Origin of the sequence: Oryzobacter terrae (genome assembly GCF_042756445.1) — a bacterium.
Lineage (GTDB): Bacteria > Actinomycetota > Actinomycetes > Actinomycetales > Dermatophilaceae > Oryzobacter > Oryzobacter terrae.
Genome location: NZ_CP170578.1, coordinates 1,996,711 through 2,013,122 on the forward strand (window position 1 = coordinate 1,996,711; position 16,412 = coordinate 2,013,122).

The following is a 16,412-nucleotide window of genomic DNA, read 5'->3' on the forward strand; positions in this document are numbered from 1 at the left end:
TCGCCGACGTTAGGCACCGGTGGTCTCCTCGCGCTTCTCCGAACCTGACCGCTTCCGCCGCGGTCGGTCGACCTGCTTGGCCACACACGTCGGGATGACGCGCGCCGTTTCGTGCGCCTGCGCCCTGAACTCGCTCGGCGTCAACCCCATGAGCTCGGTGAACCGGCTGCTGAACGAGCCGAGCGAGGTGCAGCCGACCGCCATGCAGACGTCGGTGACGCCGAGGTCCCCGACGCGCAGCAACGCGGCCGCCCGCTCGACCCGGCGCGTCATGAGGTGCTGGTAGGGCGTCTCGCCGAAGGCCTCGCGGAAGCTGCGGTGGAAGTGCCCGACCGACATCAGCGCGTCGGCGGCGAGGGCCGGGACGTCGAGCGGCTGCGCGAAGTCGCGGTCCATCCGGTCGCGGGCCCTGCGGAGCCGGACGAGGTCGTCACGGTGCACCCGTCCACGGTCCCACACCGGCGTGCGGGAGGTCACACGGCGAGGGGCGACCTCGCCCGCGACCTCGCTACGACGTCGTGTAGTTTGTACTACGCACCGTCGTTGACAGATCTGACCGTCGCCCCAGGAGCCCGCCCATGGATGCCGTCGATGTCGCCAGGTGGCAGTTCGCCATCACGACCGTCTACCACTTCCTCTTCGTCCCGATCACCATCGGGCTGTCCCTCGTCGTCGCGGTCTTCCACACCCAGTGGCTGCGGACCCGGCTCCCCGACCACCTCCGGATGACGAAGTTCACCGGGAAGCTCCTCCTCATCAACTTCGCCCTCGGGCTCGTGACGGGCATCGTCCAGGAGTTCCAGTTCGGGATGAACTGGTCGGACTACTCGCGCTTCGTCGGCGACATCTTCGGCGCTCCCCTCGCGCTCGAGGCCCTCCTCGCGTTCTTCCTCGAGTCGACCTTCCTCGGCATCTGGATCTTCGGCTGGGGACGCATCCCCGAGAAGCTCCACGCGGGGTGCATGTGGCTGGTCCACATCGGGACGGTGCTCTCGGCGTACTTCATCCTCGCCGCGAACTCGTTCATGCAGAACCCCGTCGGCTACCGCTTCAACCCCGAGACCGGCCGGGCGGAGATGGCCGACTTCGTCGCGGTGCTGCTCAACAAGGTCCAGCTCGTCACCTTCCCCCACGTCGTGACCTCGGCCTACATGGTGGGCGGGGCGACGATCATGGGCGTCTCGCTGTGGCTGCTCCGCAAGCACGGCACGACGAAGGACGCCCCGATGTACCGCCGCGCCACCCGGTTCGGCGCGGTCATGGCCCTCGTGGCCTCGCTCGCCGTCGTCGTCACGGGCGATGTCCAGGGCAAGATCATGACCGAGGTCCAGCCGATGAAGATGGCCGCGGCCGAGGGGCTGTACGAGACGACGTCGCGGGCGCCCTTCTCGGTCCTGTCGATCGGCTCGCTCGACGGCAGCGAGGCCACCCGCCTCATCGAGGTGCCGGGGCTGCTCTCCTTCCTCGGCACGGGCTCGTTCGACGGCACCGTCGAGGGCATCAACGACCTCAAGGCGAGCGAGCGCGCCATGGCCGAGAGGGTCGCCGGACGCTACGGCCCCGAGGTCGGCGCCCTCGTCCTCGTCGACGACTACACGCCCGTCGTCCCGCTGACCTACTGGTCGTTCCGCTTCATGATGGGGCTGGGCTTCGCGACGATGGCCGCGTGCGCGGCCGTCCTGTGGGTCACGCGCCGGAACGGGGTGCCGCGGTCGAGGTGGTGGGTGTGGGTCGCCGTGCTCACCCCCCTCGCGCCGGTCTTCGCGAACAGCTGGGGCTGGATCTTCACCGAGGCCGGGCGCCAGCCGTGGGTCGTCTACGGCCTGATGACGACGTCCTCCGGGGTCTCGCCCTCCGTCAGCGTCACCGAGGTCTGGATCTCGATGCTCGCCTACACCCTCGTCTACGCGGTCCTGGCCGTCATCGAGGTCAGGCTCTTCCTCACCTACGTCCGCCGCGGCGCCGACCCCTTCGAGGACCCGCGCGAGCACGCGGACGCCGACGAGGACGCCCCGCTCCAGTTCGCCTACTGACCCCGGAGGACCCGTCATGGACTACGCACTCTTCTGGTTCTGCCTCATCGGCCTGCTCTGGGCCGGCTACCTCGTCCTCGAGGGCTTCGACTTCGGTGTCGGGGCGCTCCTCCCGGTCCTCGGCGCCGGTACCGACGCGGCCGACACCGAGAAGCGCCGCCGCCTCATGCTCACGACGATCGGGCCGCACTGGGACGGCAACGAGGTGTGGCTGCTCACCGCGGGCGGCGCGACGTTCGCGGCCTTCCCCCACTGGTACGCCACGATGTTCTCGGCGTTCTACCTCCCGCTCCTCGTCCTGCTCGTCGCCCTCATCGTGCGCAACATGGGCTTCGAGTACCGGGGCAAGCGCGACGACGCGACCTGGCGGCGGCGGTGGGACCTGGCCATCATCGGCGGCTCGGTCCTCGCCCCGTTCCTCGTCGGGGTGGCCCTGACCAACCTCGTGCGGGGCCTGCCGATCGACCAGGACATGGAGTTCACCGGCTCGGTGTTCACCCTGCTCAACGTCCCGAGCCTGCTCGGCGGGCTCGTCGTCCTCGGCCTGAGCCTCACGCACGGCGCGTTCTTCCTGGCCCTGAAGACGCGCGGCGAGATCCGCGGTGAGGCGGCGCGGCTGGGGACGTGGCTCGGCCTCGGCAGCGCGCTGCTGGCCGTCGCGCTCCTCCTCTGGCTCGGGCTCACCCAGGGCACGGCGTGGACCTGGCTGACGAGCGCGGTCGCGGCCGTCTCGCTCCTCGCCGCGATCGGGGCCAACACCCGGGGCGCCGAGGGCTGGGCCTTCGCCGGCACGGCGGTGACGATCGCGTCGGCGGTGGCGACCTACTTCCTCGCCCTCTTCCCCGACGTCATGCCCTCGACCCTGCTCGGCGGCCTGTCGCTGAGCATCGAGAACGCGTCGAGCAGCGAGCTGACCCTGCAGATCATGTCCGTCGCGGCGCTCGTGTTCACCCCCGTCGTCCTCGCGTACACGGCGTGGACCTACTGGACGTTCCGCAAGCGGCTCGGCACCCAGCACATCCCCGAGGCGGTGTCGGTGCGGTGAGACCGTTCGACCCGCGACTGCTGAGGGAGGCTCCGGCCGCGCGCCGTCCGGTGGTCGTCCTCGCGGTCGTGGGCGTCCTCCAGGGGGTGGCGACGATCGGCCTGGCGGTCGCGCTGGCGGCGCTCGTCGTCGCGGTCGTCTCCGGGGAGGCCGCGCGGGGGCCGGCGCTCTGGCTCGGGACGGTGTTCCTCGTGCGGGCCGCCCTCGGCTGGGTCGCCGAACGGATGGCGGCGTGGGCCGGGGTCGAGGTCACCGTGGCACTGCGCGAGCGGCTCGTCGCCCACTGGCTCTCGGTCCCGGCGGAGCGCCGCCCCGACCCGGACCGCGCGGTGACCCTGGCGGCGCAGGGAGCGGCGGCGGTCGAGCCCTACGCGGCCCGCTTCCTCCCGGCGCTCGTCTCGGGGACCGTCGTCCCGGTCCTCGCGGTCGCGGCGCTGGTCGCCGTCGACCGGCTGTCGGCGCTCGTCGTCCTGCTCACCCTGCCGCTGCTCCCCTTCTTCGCGGCGCTCATCGGCCGGGCGACCCAGGCCGAGACCGAGCGCCGGTGGGCGGCCCTGTCGTCGCTGGCGGGCCACTTCCTCGACGTCGTGCGGGGCCTGCCGACCCTCGTCGGATACGGCCGGGCGCAGCACCAGGTCGAGGTCGTCGAGGAGGTCAGCCGGCGCCACCGGGTCGCGACGATGAGGACCCTGCGCCTGGCGTTCACGAGCTCGGCCGCCCTGGAGCTCCTCGCGTCGATCTCGGTCGCGATCGTCGCCGTCGTCGTCGGGCTGCGGCTCACCCACGGGTCGATGACGCTCTCGGCCGGGCTGCTCGCGATCCTCCTCGCCCCGGAGGCCTACTGGCCGATCCGCCGGGTCGGGGCCGAGTTCCACGCCGCCGCCGACGGGGCCGAGGCGCTCGAGGGCATCCTCGCCGAGCTGGGCTCCGCTCCGGCCCCTGTCTCCTCGCCGCGTGTGCTCAGGTGGTCGTCGGGGCAGCCACCCGAGCACACGCGACCCGAGGAGGTGGGGGTGCGCGTCGTGGACGTCGCGTACACCTACCCGGGTGCCGCCTCGCCGGCCCTCACCGGCGTCTCGTTCGCGGCCGGTCCGGGCCTGACGGCGCTGACCGGCCCGTCGGGGGTCGGGAAGTCCACCGTCCTCGAGCTCGTCGCCGGCCTGCGCACCCCCGACGCCGGGTCGGTCGACGCCGGGGCCGCCCACCTCGTGACCCAGCGGCCCTTCCTCCCCGCCGGGACCCTGCGCGACGCGCTGCGCCTCGGCAACGACGCCCCCGACGACGCCCTCTGGCAGGCCCTGCGCGAGGCCGGTCTCGAGGGGTTCGTCGCCTCGCTCCCGCACGCCCTGTCGGCGCCCCTCGGCGACGACGGGTTCGGCCTCTCGGCCGGGCAGCGGGCCCGGGTCGCCCTGGCCCGGGCCACGCTGTCGGCGGCACCCGTCCTCCTCGTCGACGAGCCGACCGCCCACCTCGACGCCTCGTCCGCGGCGGCCGTCCACGAGCTCCTCGTCACCCTCGGTGAGCGGCGGACCGTCGTCGTCGTGACCCACCGACCCGAGCTGGTCGCCCTCGCCGACCACCATGTCGTCCTCGAGCCGGCCCTCGTCGAGGACGGGGCCCGCCGATGACCCCGCACCGCACCTCCCTCCTCCGGCCGTCGCGCGACGTCCTCCTCGCCGGGCTGCTCGGGGGCGCCGCGACCTCGGCCGGCATCGCCCTCACGGCGACGTCGGGCTGGCTCGTGGTCCGGGCGTCGCAGCAGCCGGTCATCCTCACCCTCCTGACGGCGATCGTCGGCGTCCGCGCCTTCGGCATCGCCCGGCCCGTGCTCCGGTGGCTCGAGCGCGTCGTCTCGCACGACGTGGCCCTCGGCGACCTCGCCCGGCGCCGGGCCTCGGTCTACGCGGCCCTGATCCCGCTGACGCCCGCGCGGCTCGGCCGGCGGTCGCGCTCGGCCGTCCTCACGGGGGTCGTCGACGACCTCACCGACGCCACCGAGGCGACGGTGCGGGTCACCGTGCCCCTGGTGTCGAGTGCGGTCGCCGGGCTCGTCGCGACCCTGCTCGTCTCGTGGTTCGCGCCGGCGGTCGGGCTCGTCGTCGCGGGGCTGCTCCTCGCCGTGGCGCTCGCCTGCCTGATGGCGTGGCGGGTCGAGTCCCGCTCCCGCGACGAGCTGCTCGCCGCGCGGGCCGAGGTGGTGCGGGTCAGCGACCTCGTGGCGCGGCACGCCGGTGACCTCCGGGCCGTCGGCGCCGAGGCGACCGCGGTGACCTGGCTCGCCGACGCCCACGCGACGTGGCGGGAGGCGACCCGTCGCCAGAGCCGCGGGCGCGCGCTCGTCTCCCTCGTCCTCCTCCTCGCCACCGGTGTGGCCACGCTCGGGGCGGCCCTGCTGGTCGACCCCGCGGTGCTCGGGGCCCCCGTGGCCGCGCTCCTCGTCGTCGTCCCGGTCGCCGTCGGGGACGCCCTCGCGCCGCTCGTCGACACGATGCGCTCGCTCGCCCGGGCTCAGGGCAGCGCCGACCGGCTCGACGCCCTCCTCGCGCAGCGGCCCGCGGTCACCGACCCCGTCCCGGGCGCCGCCCCGACCCCGCGGCCCTGCCCGCCGCCGCTCGCACTTGAGGACGGCAACACGCCGAGCGACGGGCCCGGGCATCGGCGTGTTGCCGTCCTGGAGTCGGGAGCTGCACCGGGGGCGCGGGTCGAGCTGGAGGGCGTGGCGGCCTCGTGGGCGGGTGCCGGCGAGCAGCTCGCCCCGACCGACCTGGCGCTCGAGCCCGGCACGAGGGTGGCGGTCGTCGGGCCGAACGGGTCGGGCAAGAGCACCCTGCTCGCCGTCCTCGCCCGGCACCTCGACCCCGCCCGGGGCACCCACCGCCTCGACGGGGCCGACGTCACGGGGCTTCCCCTCGAGGACGTCCGCCGTCACGTGGCCGTCGTCGACGACGAGCCCCACGTCTTCGCCACGACCCTCGCGGCCAACCTGCGCCTGGCCCGTCCGGACGCCGACGACGGCCGGGTCCACGAGGCCCTCCGGCTCGCCGGCCTCGGGTCGTGGGCCGCCGGCCTGCCCGACGGGCTCGACACCCGCCTGGGCACCGGGGGACGTGGCGTCTCCGGGGGCGAGCGCACCCGCATCGGGGTGGCCCGGGCCGTCCTCGCCGACCGTGCGGTCGTCCTCCTCGACGAACCGACCGCGCACCTCGACCACCCCACCGCCACCGCCGTCCTCGACGACGTGCTCGACGCGACCGCCGGGCGCAGCGTCGTCATGGTCAGCCACCGGCCCGAATCCCTCGACCGGTTCCACGAGGTGCTCGACCTCGGCGTACCCTCGCTGCCGACCCATAAGGAGTAGCCATGCCGCACTCGACCTCAGCCCCACGACTCGGTGACCTCGAGCGGGTCGTGATGGAGCACCTCTGGGACGCCTCGCAGGCGAAGGACTTCGCGGGGACGACCGTGCGCGAGGTGCACGAGCGGTTCCGCGACCGCGAGATCGCGTACACGACGGTGATGACCGTCCTCGACCGCCTGGCGAAGAAGGACCTCGTCACCCGCGAGCGCGACGGTCGCGCCTGGCGCTACTTCCCCGCCGACACCCGTGAGGCCCTCACCGCGCAGACGATGCGCCGCACCCTCGTCGACATGGAGGTCACCGACCGCCGGGCCGCCCTCCTCCACTTCCTCGACGGCGCGACGACCGACGAGCTCGCCGACCTCAAGGCCGCGCTGGCCGAGGTCGAGGCCCGCGCCGAGGACGCCGGCCGCACCGCCGCCGACGACGAGAAATCGAGGAAGGGCCGGCTGCGCCGCCGCTGACCGCGAGACCCTGCTCGACCGGGCCCGGCCGCCTGTCACGATGGTCCGGTGATCCCGATCGTCCTCGCGGGGCTGGCGGTCCTGCTCGCCTGGGTGGCCCCCGGCCTGCTGGCGCGCCGCCACCGGTTCCGCCGGACGCCGCGCGCCGCCCTCGTCGCGTGGCAGGCGGTCACGGTCGGCGGGATCCTCGCCGCCCTCGCGGCCGCCCCGGCCGCCGTGCCGCTCCTCGTCGGCGGCGACACCCCGCTCGAGCACCCGTGGCTCGTCGCCGCCGCAGGGGTGCTGTCGGGGGCCGTCCTCGTGCGGCTGCTCGTCACCGGTCACGACGTCGGGATGCGCCTGCGCCGGGTGCGGGCCCGGCACCGCGAGATCGTCGACGTCGTGGGCGCCCCGGACGAGGCCACCGGCGACGTGCGGGTCCGCGTCCTCCAGCACCCGACCCCCACCGCCTACTGCATCCCCGGGCGGCAGTCCCGCGTCGTGCTCTCCCAGGGCGTCCTCGACGCGCTGCCGCACGACCAGCTCTCGGCCGTCGTCGCCCACGAGCACGCCCACCTGCGCGGCCGCCACGACCTCCTCCTCGAGTTCTTCAGCGTGGCCCACGAGGCCGTCCCCCGCCCGCTGCACTCCGACGCCGCGCTCGCCGAGGTGAGCCTGCTCGTCGAGGCGCTCGCCGACCGGGCCGCCGTGCGCCGCAGCGGTGAGGTCGCGACGGCCCGGGCGCTCGTCGCCCTCGCGGAGGGGCGGACCCCGGACGCCGCGCTCGGCGCCGGGACCACCGCCCCCGTCCGGCTGCGCCTCCTGGCCGACGGTCCGGCTCCTCCGGCGCTCACCGCGGTCGCCTACCTCGTCGCCGTCCTCGCGGCGACGCTCCCCCTCATCCTCCTCGGGGTGGCCTGGACATGAGCAGCTCACTGCGCGAACGACTCTCGGCCGGGCTCACCCCGGCGATGAAGGCCCGCGACCGGGTGGCGGTCGCCGCCCTCCGCTCCGCCCTGGCCGCGGTGTCGAACGCCGAGGCCGTGCCGGTCGACACCGTGCCGCGGGCCGGCGCCGTCGAGGACGCGGCCGTCGGCGCCGGTGCGGCCGACGCGCCACGGCGGGAGCTCTCGGAGGACGACGTCCGCGCCGTCGTCGTCGTCGAGGTCGACGAGCGGGTCCGGGCGGCGGCCGAGATGGCGGGGCACGGGCGCCTCGAGGACGCGCAGCGCCTCACCGCCGAGGCCGACGTCCTCCGCCGGGTCCTCTTCAGCGACTGACCGGTCCGCGACGGGCTCGGCGTCGGCGGCGCCGCATCATCCTCGGCGGCGGCGCATCGTCCTCATCGGCCACCGCCCCGCCGTCGAGGTCGCGCGACATGCCGACCGTCGGCCCGGTCCGTGGGCATGTCGCGCGACCTCGACGGGTGGGTCAGGCCCAGGAGGGAGGCGGTGGGGGCGGAGTCGCACCCGAGGGCGTCGTCGGCGGCTCGTCCGGTGCGCTCGGGGGCGGGGGCGGCGGCGCTGACGCAGGCGGCGGGGCCGAGGCCGGCGGCGGGGCCGAGGCGCCGGGAGGCGGGGGCGGGGCGGCCGGTGCGCCCGCTCCCGGGGGCGGCGGTGCGGCCGGGACGCCGGCACCGGCGGCGGCCGCTCCGGGCGGGGGCGGCGGGGTGCCGGGGGCGTACGAGGGGGTCAGCGTCAGCGGTCCGAGCCGTCCCGACGACTCCAGCTCGCGCAGCTCACCGAGGACCCGCTCACGGTCGGCCGCCTCGACCGGACGGCCCGTGGCCTCGAGGTAGGCCAGCACGCCGAGGTCGCGCAGGGTGCGCTCGCCACCACCTCCGCCCGGGGTGTTGATGCCGGCCTGCTGCATCGCGACGTCCGCCTTGGAGGCGAGGTCGGTCGCTGCGGCCTTGGCGCGCTCGAAGAAGCTCATCCGGGACCTCCCTGACTGGTTCCTGATCCTTCCCGAAACCCTAGGCCGCGACAGGCCCTTGCGCCTAGCGTTGGGAGCCGACGAACCGGGCGACAGGCCTGGTCTGGACGAAGGGCGGGGAAAGCACATGGCCATCCACGGGTCGCTGTTCAACGAGTTCCGGGAGAAGGACGCCTCGGACCCGTTCTCGCTGCAGAACAAGAAGATGCTGCGCATCGACATGCGCTTCGGCGAGGTGTGGGCGCGGACCGGGTCGATGGTCGCCTACCAGGGCGACGTGCGGTTCGCGAACAAGGGCTCGGGCGGCCTGGGCAAGATGCTCAAGGCGGCCGCCACCGGCGAGGGCGTCAAGATGATGCAGTGTTCCGGCAACGGTGAGCTCTTCGTCGCCGACCTCGCCTCCGAGATCCAGGTCATGTACCTCGAGAACGACATGATCTCGGTCAACGGCGCGAACGTCCTGGCCTTCTCCAACTCCATCGCGTGGGACATCCACCGCATCCAGGCGCGCGGCGCCGCGATGACCGGCGGCCTGTACAACGTCTCGCTCCGCGGCACCGGCTACGTCGCGGTGACGACCAAGGGCGACCCCGTCGCCCTCGACGTCGCCTCGTCGCCGACCTTCGCCGACGCGCAGGCCGTCGTCCTGTGGACCTCGGGCGTCTCGATGGACGTCCGGGTCGACACCGGCGGCATCGGCTCGATGATCCGCGGTGGCACGGGCGAGATGCTCCAGATGGCCTTCGGCGGCCAGGGCCACGTCCTCGTCCAGCCGAGCGAGTCGGTCCCCCAGGGCGGCCCGCAGCAGCAGAGCGGCTCGGCCGGCCTCGGCAGCCTGTTCCAGTAGGCCCACCGGTCGAGGGCGTGCACCACCGTCCCCGCGCCGCGAGGTGAACGCCCGCGGGCGCGGGGACGGCGATGGTGAACAATGCCGGACATGACGGCTCAGGCGACCGACACCGGCATCCTCGACGTCGCGCGCGAGCAGGTGCTCGAGCGCGGGGTCCCGCTGACCCAGGAGCAGGTGCTCGAGGTCCTGCGCACCGGCGACGACGTCCTCCAGGACCTCCTCGCCCTCGCGCACGCGGTCCGGATGAAGTACCAGGGCCCGGCGGTCGAGGTCGAGGGGATCATCTCGCTCAAGACCGGCGGCTGCCCCGAGGACTGCCACTTCTGCTCGCAGTCGGGCCAGTTCACCTCGCCGGTGCGCTCGGTGTGGCTCAACATCCCCGAGCTCGTGCGCGCCGCGAAGCAGACCGCCGAGACGGGGGCGAGCGAGTTCTGCATCGTCGCCGCGGTCCGCGGTCCCGACGAGAAGCTGATGCAGCAGATGCGCGAGGGCGTGGCCGCCATCCGGGCCGCCGTCGACATCCAGGTCGCCGCGTCGCTCGGCATGCTGACGCAGGAGCAGGTGGACGAGCTCGTCGACATGGGCGTGCACCGCTACAACCACAACCTCGAGGCGGGGCGCTCGTACTTCCCGAACGTCGTCACGACGCACTCCTTCGAGGAGCGCTGGGACACCTGCCTCATGGTCAAGGAGTCGGGGATGGAGCTGTGCTGCGGCGGGCTCGTCGGGATGGGCGAGAGCCTCGAGCAGCGCGCCGAGCTCGCGGCCCAGCTCTCCGAGCTCGAGCCGCACGAGGTGCCGCTCAACTTCCTCAACCCCCGCCCCGGAACCCCGTTCGGCGACCTCGAGCCGATGGAGACCGGCGACGCCCTGCGCACGATCGCCGCCTTCCGGCTCGCCCTCCCCCGCACGATCCTGCGCTACGCCGGAGGACGGGAGCTCACCCTCGGCGACCTCGGCACCCGCGACGGTCTGCTCGGCGGCATCAACGCCGTCATCGTCGGCAACTACCTCACCACCCTCGGGCGCGACCCCAAGGAGGACCTCGCGCTGCTCGAGGAGCTCGAGATGCCGATCAAGGCCCTCAACGACACCCTCTGAGCCGGTGATCTTCGTGGACGGGGTCGGGTCGGAGCCGGTCGCCCGGTCGGGCGAGGTCGGCGAGTGGTGCGGGCAGTGCGGCGAGGCCGTGGCGTCGGGTGGGCACGAGCGGTGCGCCCGCCGGGCCGAGCTCGAGCCCCCGCGCTTCTGCGCCCGGTGCCGCCGCCGGATGAAGGTGCAGGTCACCCCGGGCACGTGGACCGCCACGTGCGTCGCCCACGGCACCGTCGAGCACTCCACCTGGTCCTAGCGTCCCCGCCTCGTGTGCCCAGGTGGTCGCCAGGGCAGCCACGTGAGCACACGCGCCGGGGGGATCTGGCCTCGTGTGCCCAGGTGGTCGCCAGGGCAGCCACGTGAGCACACGCGCCGGGGGAATCTGGCCTCGTGTGCTCAGGTGGTCGCCAGAGCAGCCACCTGAGCACACGCGCGGGGGTGGTCCTCGCCTCGTGTGCTCGGATGGTCGCCAGGACAGCCACGTAAGCACACGCGCCGGGGCAGGGCTGCTCGATGGCGGACCCGGCCTCGGAATGTGGCACAGTAGTTGACGGTTCAACTTCTAGATCAGCGTCGATCGCCCTGCTCGATCCGCCCCCCTCCCTCCAGGAGAACCCCCATGAACGTCCTCGTCCTCGTCGGCAGCCTGCGCGCCGGCTCGACCAACCGCCAGCTCGCCGATGCCGCCGTCGCGCACCTTCCCGCGGGCGTCACCGGCACCGTGTTCGAGCGCCTCGCCGACCTCCCGCACTACTCCGAGGAGCTCGACCACGACGACGCGCTGCCCCAGGTCGCCCGCGACCTGCGCGAGGCCGTCGCCGACGCCGACGCGGTCCTCCTCGTCACCCCCGAGTACAACGGCTCGCTCCCGAGCGCCCTGAAGAACGCCGTCGACTGGGTCTCGCGCCCCCGCGGCACCGCCGCGATGGCCGGCAAGCCCGCGGCCGTCATCGGCGCGAGCGGCTCGCCGAACGCGGCGAAGTGGGCCCGTGAGGACGGCGTCAAGGTCCTGCGCGTCGCCGGGGCCGAGGTCATCGAGGACACGTTCGGTGTCGGCGCCTCCTTCCAGGCCTTCGAGGACGGGCGCCTCGGCGACGCCGCGCTCGACGCCGAGCTTCGCACCCTCGTCGGTCGCCTCACGCGTGCCGTCGACGCCACCCGCTCCGCCGCCTGACCCTCGACCGTCTCCCCCCCGACCTCGGACGGCCCTCGCCCGGCCCCGGGCGCCCTGGGCAACGGGACCGTCGGTGGGGCACCCCGAACCTCGGGGTGCCCCACCGAAGGTTCTGGCACCAGGCGGGAAAGTCGGGGCGGCATGATGGGCGCGATGCCCGCGCCGACTCCTGACGACCCTGACGACTCCGCCGCCCTCGAGGCGCTGCTCGCGTTCGACCGCGCCCACGTCTGGCACCCCTACTCCTCGGCGCTCACCCCGCAGGACCCCCACGTCGTCGAGTCGGCGGAGGGCGTCCGCCTCACCCTGCGCGGCCCCGACGGCACCCGGCGCGAGGTCGTCGACGCCATGAGCTCGTGGTGGTGCGCGATCCACGGCTACCGCGTCCCCGAGCTCGACGACGCCGCCCGCGCCCAGCTCGGCCGGATGTCGCACGTGATGTTCGGCGGCCTCACCCACGAGCCCGCGGTCGGCCTGGCCCGGCGCCTCGTCGACCTCGCCCCCGACGGCCTCGAGCACGTCTTCCTCGCCGACTCCGGGTCGGTGTCGGTCGAGGTCGCGACGAAGATGGCCCTCCAGTGGCACCTCGCGGCCGGACGCCGCCGGACCCGGTTCTTCACGGTGCGGGGCGGCTACCACGGCGACACCTTCTCCCCGATGTCGGTCACCGACCCCGAGGGCGGGATGCACTCGCTCTTCCGCGGCGTCCTCCCCGAGCACGTCTTCGCCCCACGGCCCCCCGGCGGCCTCGACCTCGCCCCGGACGACCCGGCCACCGTCGCGTGGGAGCGGACGACCCGGGCGCTCTTCGCCGAGCACGCCCGCGACGTCGCCGCGGTCGTCGTCGAGCCGGTCCTCCAGGGAGCCGGCGGGATGCACGTCTGGTCGCCGTACGCGCTCGGCGTCCTCCACGACCTCGCGCGCGAGCACGGCGCCCTCGTCATCCACGACGAGATCGCCACCGGCTTCCACCGCACCGGACCTCTCTGGGCCGGCGACCGCCTCGCCTCGCCCCCCGACATCCTCTGCGTCGGCAAGGCCCTCACCGGCGGCTACCTCACCCTGGCCGCCGTCCTGTGCACCCGCGAGGTCGCCGAGGGCGTCAGCCGCGGCGAGGCGGGTGGCCTCATGCACGGCCCGACGTTCATGGGGAACCCGCTGGCCTGCGCCGTCGCGAGCGCCAACCTCGACCTCCTCGCCGCGCGCGACACCGCGTCGGAGGTGGCGAGGATCGAGAGGGCCCTGCGCGAAGGGCTGGGAGCCGCAGCCGGGCTCGAGTCGGTCGCGGACGTCCGCACCGTCGGGGCCGTCGGCGTCGTCGAGCTGAGGGAGCCCGTGCGCGTCGCCGAGGTCACCGCCGCCGCCCTCGCCCGCGGCGTGTGGGTCCGCCCGTTCCGCACCCTCGTCTACACGATGCCGCCCTACGTCACCTCCGACGCCGACCTCGCCACCGTGACCACCGCCCTCGTCGCGGCCATCGAGGACGTCCACGGCTGAGCCGGCCCCACGGTCACCCCGCCGGAGCCGCCGGTGCCGCCGGGCCCCGGTCGAGGCGGTCGAGCCGCCCCGCGAGGTCGTCGTGCAGCTGCCGGAGCAGGCGCAGCTGCTCGGCCGTGGCCTCGAGCAGCACCTCGACGTCGTGCTTCGCTGCGACGTTGGTGTCGTAGTCGTGCTGCGCGAGGTCGGCCGCGATCGCGTCCTGGCGCTTCGCGGCGATGAGGAGGATGGCGCCCTGCAGCCCCGCGAGCATCGAGAGGAAGAGGTTGAGCAGGATGAACGGGTAGGGGTCCCACCCGCGGGTCACCGAGTTGAGCACGGCCCACACGCCCATGAACGCGAGGAAGGCGAAGACGAACCGCCAGCTCCCCATCCCGTTGCGCATGAGGTCGGCGGCGCGCTCCCCCGTCGACAGCGAGGCCTTGCTGCGGGCGTGCCAGTTGGCGTCGGGGATGACGCGGGCGCTCGTCAGCGGGGTGGTCGGGTACGGCTGCTCGCTCATGGGTCCTCCGGACGGCTCAGGTGGCGCTGCCACCCACGCTAGGCCGTGCGACCGCACGCCGTGCCACGGTCACCCTCGGGCGCGCGCGCCCCCGAGCCCACGACCCCGACCGGTGACGGCCGCGCCCGCGCCCGCGACCCACCCCACGACGACCGGCACTGACGACAGCGCCAGCCCGAGGCCGGCCGCCCCGACCGGGGAGGGGTCGGTGAGCCAGGCCAGCTCACGCACCCCGGCGGCCACCGCGACCCACGACACGACGGCCGGGGCCACGCCGAGGGCGAGCGGCCACCGGTGCCTGCGGACCCACCGGGCGATCCCGGCCGGGTCGAGCCCACCCGCCGAGCCGGCGGCCCCGATCGTCACGACCACCGCGACGAGCGACCACGCGAGCCCCGCCCCGTCCTCGACCTGCGCCGTGAGGTGGCCGAAGCGCAGCAGCACGACCCCGACGACGAGGCTGGCCGCGACCCGTGCCGCGGAGCGGAGCCCGAAGCCCTCCCGTGCGGTGACCACCTCGTCCATCTCCGGAGTATCGCGCAGCGGCGCCTCGGGGGACAGGGGTCAGTCGGCCTTGGCCTCGCCCCAGCCGTGCCAGTGGGTGACCTCGACCCAGCAGCTGACCCGGGCCCGGTCGCGGACCCGGTAGTCCTGGCCGCCGTAGTGGCGGGAGAGCCGGTCGATGTCGGCGAGCCCCTTCTCGGGGTCGTCCTCCCAGCGCACGACGCGACCGCGGACCGACACGTGGGTGTACCACTCGCCCTCCTTGAGGGCCGTGAGGGCCACCTCGGGCCGCTCGCGCATCCACTCGAGGCGGGCCCGCGAGGCATCCATGTTGAGCAGGACGGTCCCGTCGGCCTCGACGAGGTACCAGGTGGCGACGGCCATCGGAGCACCGCTCGGCATCAGCACGGCGACGACCGCGGGGTTGGGTCGGGCGAAGAGCTCGGCGACGTCGGGGGGCAGGGGTGCCTTCGGCACGGGGACTCCTCGGGAGGTGGGGGACGTCCCGGCAGGCTAGCCCGGCGCCTCCACCCTCAGGCGCCCGAGGCGCGGCGGAGGGCGGCGAGGGCGTCGTCACGGGTGAGGCCGAGGACGCGCGCGCGCTCGAGGTAGGCGGCCGCCGCCTCGTCGAGGGCCCGCTGCGGCGTCACGGCGGCGGGGGGCGTGGGCGCCACCCGGGTCCCGCCGCCCCGGCGCGACCTCACGTAGCCCGCCTGCTCGAGCTCGCGGTAGGTGCGCGCGACCGTCCCCGGAGCGAGCCCCAGGTCGGCCGCGAGCTGGCGGACGGGCGGCAGCCGGTCGCCCGCGCCGAGGACACCGCTGCCGATGAGGTCGGCGAGCTGGCGGCGCAGCTGCTCGTAGGGCGGGGTGGGGTCGAGGACGTCGACCGTGACGGTGGACAGCGTCATCGGACCGGGGCGCCGACGGGCGCCGTGTCCCCGGGCAGCGGACGCGGCAGGTCGTCGACGCGGATCGTCGGGGTGAGGACGAGACCCGCGAGCATCCCGAGGGCCGCGCCGGTGGCGACCGGCGCCACGACCGCCGCCCCCCACGCGACGGCGGACTCGAGGGCGGTGCTCGGGCACTGGTTCCCCGACAGGGCGGAGGCGACGAGCCCGGCGACGGGACCGAGTGTCCCGAGGACGGTGACCGTGGCCGCGATGAGGACGTTGCCCACCGACCACCGACGCAGGGTGGTGTCGAGGCCGTGGCTGTCGAGCTCGGGACGCGGCCGGGCCACGACCGCCCGCAGCGCGAGGACGACGAGCAGGGCGAGGACCACGAGGGCGACCCCGAGGGGGACCGCGTAGAACGACCCGGGCCAGGGGCCCCTGCTGCTGCCCAGCGTGGTCCGGCCGAGGTCGGGGAGGACGACCTCGCACGTCCGGGAGTAGGCCCGGCCCGCGCGCCCCAGGTCGTCGGGCGAGCCCCAGGCCGCCCCCAGCGCCAGCACCGCGACGAGGAGGGCGGTGGCGGTCCCGAGGACGGCCGCACGGCCCCGAGGCACCAGCGCGCCGAGGCGGCGTCGCTCCATCGTCGCGCTGCGGCGGATGCCGACCGGAGCCCGGGCGGTCAGCTCGCCCGCGATCGTCCCGAGGAGGATGCCCGCACCGAGCGCCGTCGGCGCGAGGGCCGTGAGGCGGCCGAGGGCGTCGACGCGCTCGCCCAGGACGAGGAGGAGGACCGCGACGACCAGCCCGAGGAGGAGGCCCACGACGCGCCACCCGCGGGTGTGGCGGGCGATGGCCACCGCGCCCGCCTGCTCGTTGAGCCCCACGGTGACGACCACCCGCCGGAGGAGGGCCACGACGAGCCCGATGACGCCGAACGGGACGGCGAGGAGGAGAAAGCCCACGGTGGTGCCCCCGGATCTTGTGTCGATGAACTGGTACAAGACGAGAGGATGGCGCTCGCGGCCACTTGTGTCAAGCACCTGCCACAAACTCGTCGTCCGGACCCGGTGGGCGCCCGGTTGC

Annotated in this window: 19 protein-coding genes; 12 read left to right on the plus strand and 7 right to left on the minus strand. The window is 74.6% G+C overall.

Annotated elements, in window-relative coordinates:
- Window positions 1-9: 9 nt before the first annotated feature.
- Window positions 10-396 carry a helix-turn-helix transcriptional regulator gene (locus ACFWN3_RS09410; RefSeq protein WP_377645569.1) on the minus strand — a complete coding sequence of 129 codons (387 nt, stop codon included), beginning with the start codon at window positions 394-396 and terminating at the stop codon, window positions 10-12.
- 182 nt (window positions 397-578) lie between these two features.
- Here ACFWN3_RS09410 and ACFWN3_RS09415 point away from each other — a divergent pair, with 182 nt between their 5' ends.
- From ACFWN3_RS09415 to ACFWN3_RS09445, 7 genes are read left to right on the plus strand one after another with little or no spacing between them, the layout of a single operon-like run.
- A complete protein-coding gene (locus ACFWN3_RS09415; protein ID WP_377638925.1) occupies window positions 579-2,033 on the plus strand; it encodes a cytochrome ubiquinol oxidase subunit I in 1,455 nt (484 codons plus the stop codon).
- Between the two features lie 16 nt (window positions 2,034-2,049).
- Window positions 2,050-3,078: a cytochrome d ubiquinol oxidase subunit II gene (gene cydB, locus ACFWN3_RS09420; RefSeq protein ID WP_377638926.1), complete on the plus strand. Its 1,029-nt coding sequence runs from the start codon at window positions 2,050-2,052 to the stop codon at window positions 3,076-3,078.
- Window positions 3,075-4,706: a thiol reductant ABC exporter subunit CydD gene (gene cydD / locus ACFWN3_RS09425; RefSeq protein ID WP_377638928.1), complete on the plus strand. Its 1,632-nt coding sequence runs from the start codon at window positions 3,075-3,077 to the stop codon at window positions 4,704-4,706. Before cydB ends, cydD begins: the two co-directional genes overlap by 4 nt.
- The gene (gene cydC, locus ACFWN3_RS09430) at window positions 4,703-6,436 is read left to right on the plus strand and encodes a thiol reductant ABC exporter subunit CydC (RefSeq protein ID WP_377638930.1); all 1,734 of its coding nucleotides are present in this window, start codon (window positions 4,703-4,705) and stop codon (window positions 6,434-6,436) included. Before cydD ends, cydC begins: the two co-directional genes overlap by 4 nt.
- A 2-nt stretch (window positions 6,437-6,438) precedes the next feature.
- Entirely contained in the window at window positions 6,439-6,900 is a 462-nt protein-coding gene (locus tag ACFWN3_RS09435) for a BlaI/MecI/CopY family transcriptional regulator (RefSeq protein WP_377638932.1), read from the plus strand.
- A gap of 48 nt (window positions 6,901-6,948) precedes the next feature.
- A complete protein-coding gene (locus ACFWN3_RS09440) occupies window positions 6,949-7,806 on the plus strand; it encodes a M56 family metallopeptidase (RefSeq protein ID WP_377638934.1) in 858 nt (285 codons plus the stop codon).
- Window positions 7,803-8,159, plus strand: a complete 357-nt coding sequence (locus ACFWN3_RS09445; protein WP_377638935.1) for a hypothetical protein — start codon at window positions 7,803-7,805, stop codon at window positions 8,157-8,159. Before ACFWN3_RS09440 ends, ACFWN3_RS09445 begins: the two co-directional genes overlap by 4 nt.
- Before the next feature lie 151 nt (window positions 8,160-8,310).
- Here ACFWN3_RS09445 and ACFWN3_RS09450 read toward each other — a convergent pair whose 3' ends face one another.
- On the minus strand, window positions 8,311-8,814 hold the full coding sequence (locus tag ACFWN3_RS09450) for a hypothetical protein (RefSeq protein WP_377638937.1): 504 nt from the start codon (window positions 8,812-8,814) through the stop codon (window positions 8,311-8,313).
- Window positions 8,815-8,941: 127 nt separating this feature from the next.
- Here ACFWN3_RS09450 and ACFWN3_RS09455 point away from each other — a divergent pair, with 127 nt between their 5' ends.
- The 5 genes from ACFWN3_RS09455 (at window position 8,942) to ACFWN3_RS09475 (ending at window position 13,430) form a co-directional block, all read left to right on the plus strand.
- Window positions 8,942-9,661: an AIM24 family protein gene (locus ACFWN3_RS09455; RefSeq protein ID WP_377638939.1), complete on the plus strand. Its 720-nt coding sequence runs from the start codon at window positions 8,942-8,944 to the stop codon at window positions 9,659-9,661.
- A 90-nt stretch (window positions 9,662-9,751) separates the two neighbouring features.
- The gene (bioB, locus tag ACFWN3_RS09460) at window positions 9,752-10,765 is read left to right on the plus strand and encodes a biotin synthase BioB (RefSeq protein ID WP_377638940.1); all 1,014 of its coding nucleotides are present in this window, start codon (window positions 9,752-9,754) and stop codon (window positions 10,763-10,765) included.
- Between the two features lie 4 nt (window positions 10,766-10,769).
- The gene (locus tag ACFWN3_RS09465) at window positions 10,770-11,015 is read left to right on the plus strand and encodes a hypothetical protein (RefSeq protein WP_377638942.1); all 246 of its coding nucleotides are present in this window, start codon (window positions 10,770-10,772) and stop codon (window positions 11,013-11,015) included.
- A gap of 363 nt (window positions 11,016-11,378) precedes the next feature.
- Window positions 11,379-11,933 carry an NADPH-dependent FMN reductase gene (locus ACFWN3_RS09470; RefSeq protein WP_377638943.1) on the plus strand — a complete coding sequence of 185 codons (555 nt, stop codon included), beginning with the start codon at window positions 11,379-11,381 and terminating at the stop codon, window positions 11,931-11,933.
- A 153-nt stretch (window positions 11,934-12,086) separates the two neighbouring features.
- A complete protein-coding gene (locus ACFWN3_RS09475; RefSeq protein ID WP_377638945.1) occupies window positions 12,087-13,430 on the plus strand; it encodes an adenosylmethionine--8-amino-7-oxononanoate transaminase in 1,344 nt (447 codons plus the stop codon).
- Between the two features lie 13 nt (window positions 13,431-13,443).
- Here the strand turns inward: ACFWN3_RS09475 and ACFWN3_RS09480 are convergent, their stop codons facing one another.
- From ACFWN3_RS09480 to ACFWN3_RS09500, 5 genes are all read right to left on the minus strand, one after another.
- Window positions 13,444-13,932: a DUF1003 domain-containing protein gene (locus tag ACFWN3_RS09480; protein ID WP_377638947.1), complete on the minus strand. Its 489-nt coding sequence runs from the start codon at window positions 13,930-13,932 to the stop codon at window positions 13,444-13,446.
- 69 nt (window positions 13,933-14,001) lie between these two features.
- Entirely contained in the window at window positions 14,002-14,457 is a 456-nt protein-coding gene (locus ACFWN3_RS09485; protein WP_377638948.1) for a hypothetical protein, read from the minus strand.
- Between the two features lie 39 nt (window positions 14,458-14,496).
- A complete protein-coding gene (locus ACFWN3_RS09490) occupies window positions 14,497-14,913 on the minus strand; it encodes a pyridoxamine 5'-phosphate oxidase family protein (RefSeq protein WP_377638950.1) in 417 nt (138 codons plus the stop codon).
- Window positions 14,914-14,969: 56 nt separating this feature from the next.
- Window positions 14,970-15,344 (minus strand): GntR family transcriptional regulator, encoded by a 375-nt coding sequence (locus tag ACFWN3_RS09495; RefSeq protein ID WP_377638952.1) that lies wholly within the window; start codon window positions 15,342-15,344, stop codon window positions 14,970-14,972.
- Window positions 15,341-16,330, minus strand: coding sequence for a hypothetical protein (locus ACFWN3_RS09500; RefSeq protein ID WP_377638954.1), 990 nt, complete (start codon window positions 16,328-16,330; stop codon window positions 15,341-15,343). The genes ACFWN3_RS09495 and ACFWN3_RS09500 overlap by 4 nt, the downstream gene beginning before the upstream one ends.
- Between the last annotated feature and the right edge of the window lie 82 nt (window positions 16,331-16,412).

Coding starts and splice junctions, on each gene's coding strand:
- ACFWN3_RS09410 (WP_377645569.1), bottom strand. CDS start 396: ATGGACCGCGACTTCGCGCAGCCGCTCGACGTCCCGGCCCTCGCCGCC.
- ACFWN3_RS09415 (WP_377638925.1), top strand. CDS start 579: ATGGATGCCGTCGATGTCGCCAGGTGGCAGTTCGCCATCACGACCGTC.
- cydB (WP_377638926.1), top strand. CDS start 2,050: ATGGACTACGCACTCTTCTGGTTCTGCCTCATCGGCCTGCTCTGGGCC.
- cydC (WP_377638930.1), top strand. CDS start 4,703: ATGACCCCGCACCGCACCTCCCTCCTCCGGCCGTCGCGCGACGTCCTC.
- ACFWN3_RS09435 (WP_377638932.1), top strand. CDS start 6,439: ATGCCGCACTCGACCTCAGCCCCACGACTCGGTGACCTCGAGCGGGTC.
- ACFWN3_RS09445 (WP_377638935.1), top strand. CDS start 7,803: ATGAGCAGCTCACTGCGCGAACGACTCTCGGCCGGGCTCACCCCGGCG.
- ACFWN3_RS09450 (WP_377638937.1), bottom strand. CDS start 8,814: ATGAGCTTCTTCGAGCGCGCCAAGGCCGCAGCGACCGACCTCGCCTCC.
- ACFWN3_RS09455 (WP_377638939.1), top strand. CDS start 8,942: ATGGCCATCCACGGGTCGCTGTTCAACGAGTTCCGGGAGAAGGACGCC.
- bioB (WP_377638940.1), top strand. CDS start 9,752: ATGACGGCTCAGGCGACCGACACCGGCATCCTCGACGTCGCGCGCGAG.
- ACFWN3_RS09470 (WP_377638943.1), top strand. CDS start 11,379: ATGAACGTCCTCGTCCTCGTCGGCAGCCTGCGCGCCGGCTCGACCAAC.
- ACFWN3_RS09475 (WP_377638945.1), top strand. CDS start 12,087: ATGCCCGCGCCGACTCCTGACGACCCTGACGACTCCGCCGCCCTCGAG.
- ACFWN3_RS09480 (WP_377638947.1), bottom strand. CDS start 13,932: ATGAGCGAGCAGCCGTACCCGACCACCCCGCTGACGAGCGCCCGCGTC.
- ACFWN3_RS09485 (WP_377638948.1), bottom strand. CDS start 14,457: ATGGACGAGGTGGTCACCGCACGGGAGGGCTTCGGGCTCCGCTCCGCG.
- ACFWN3_RS09495 (WP_377638952.1), bottom strand. CDS start 15,344: ATGACGCTGTCCACCGTCACGGTCGACGTCCTCGACCCCACCCCGCCC.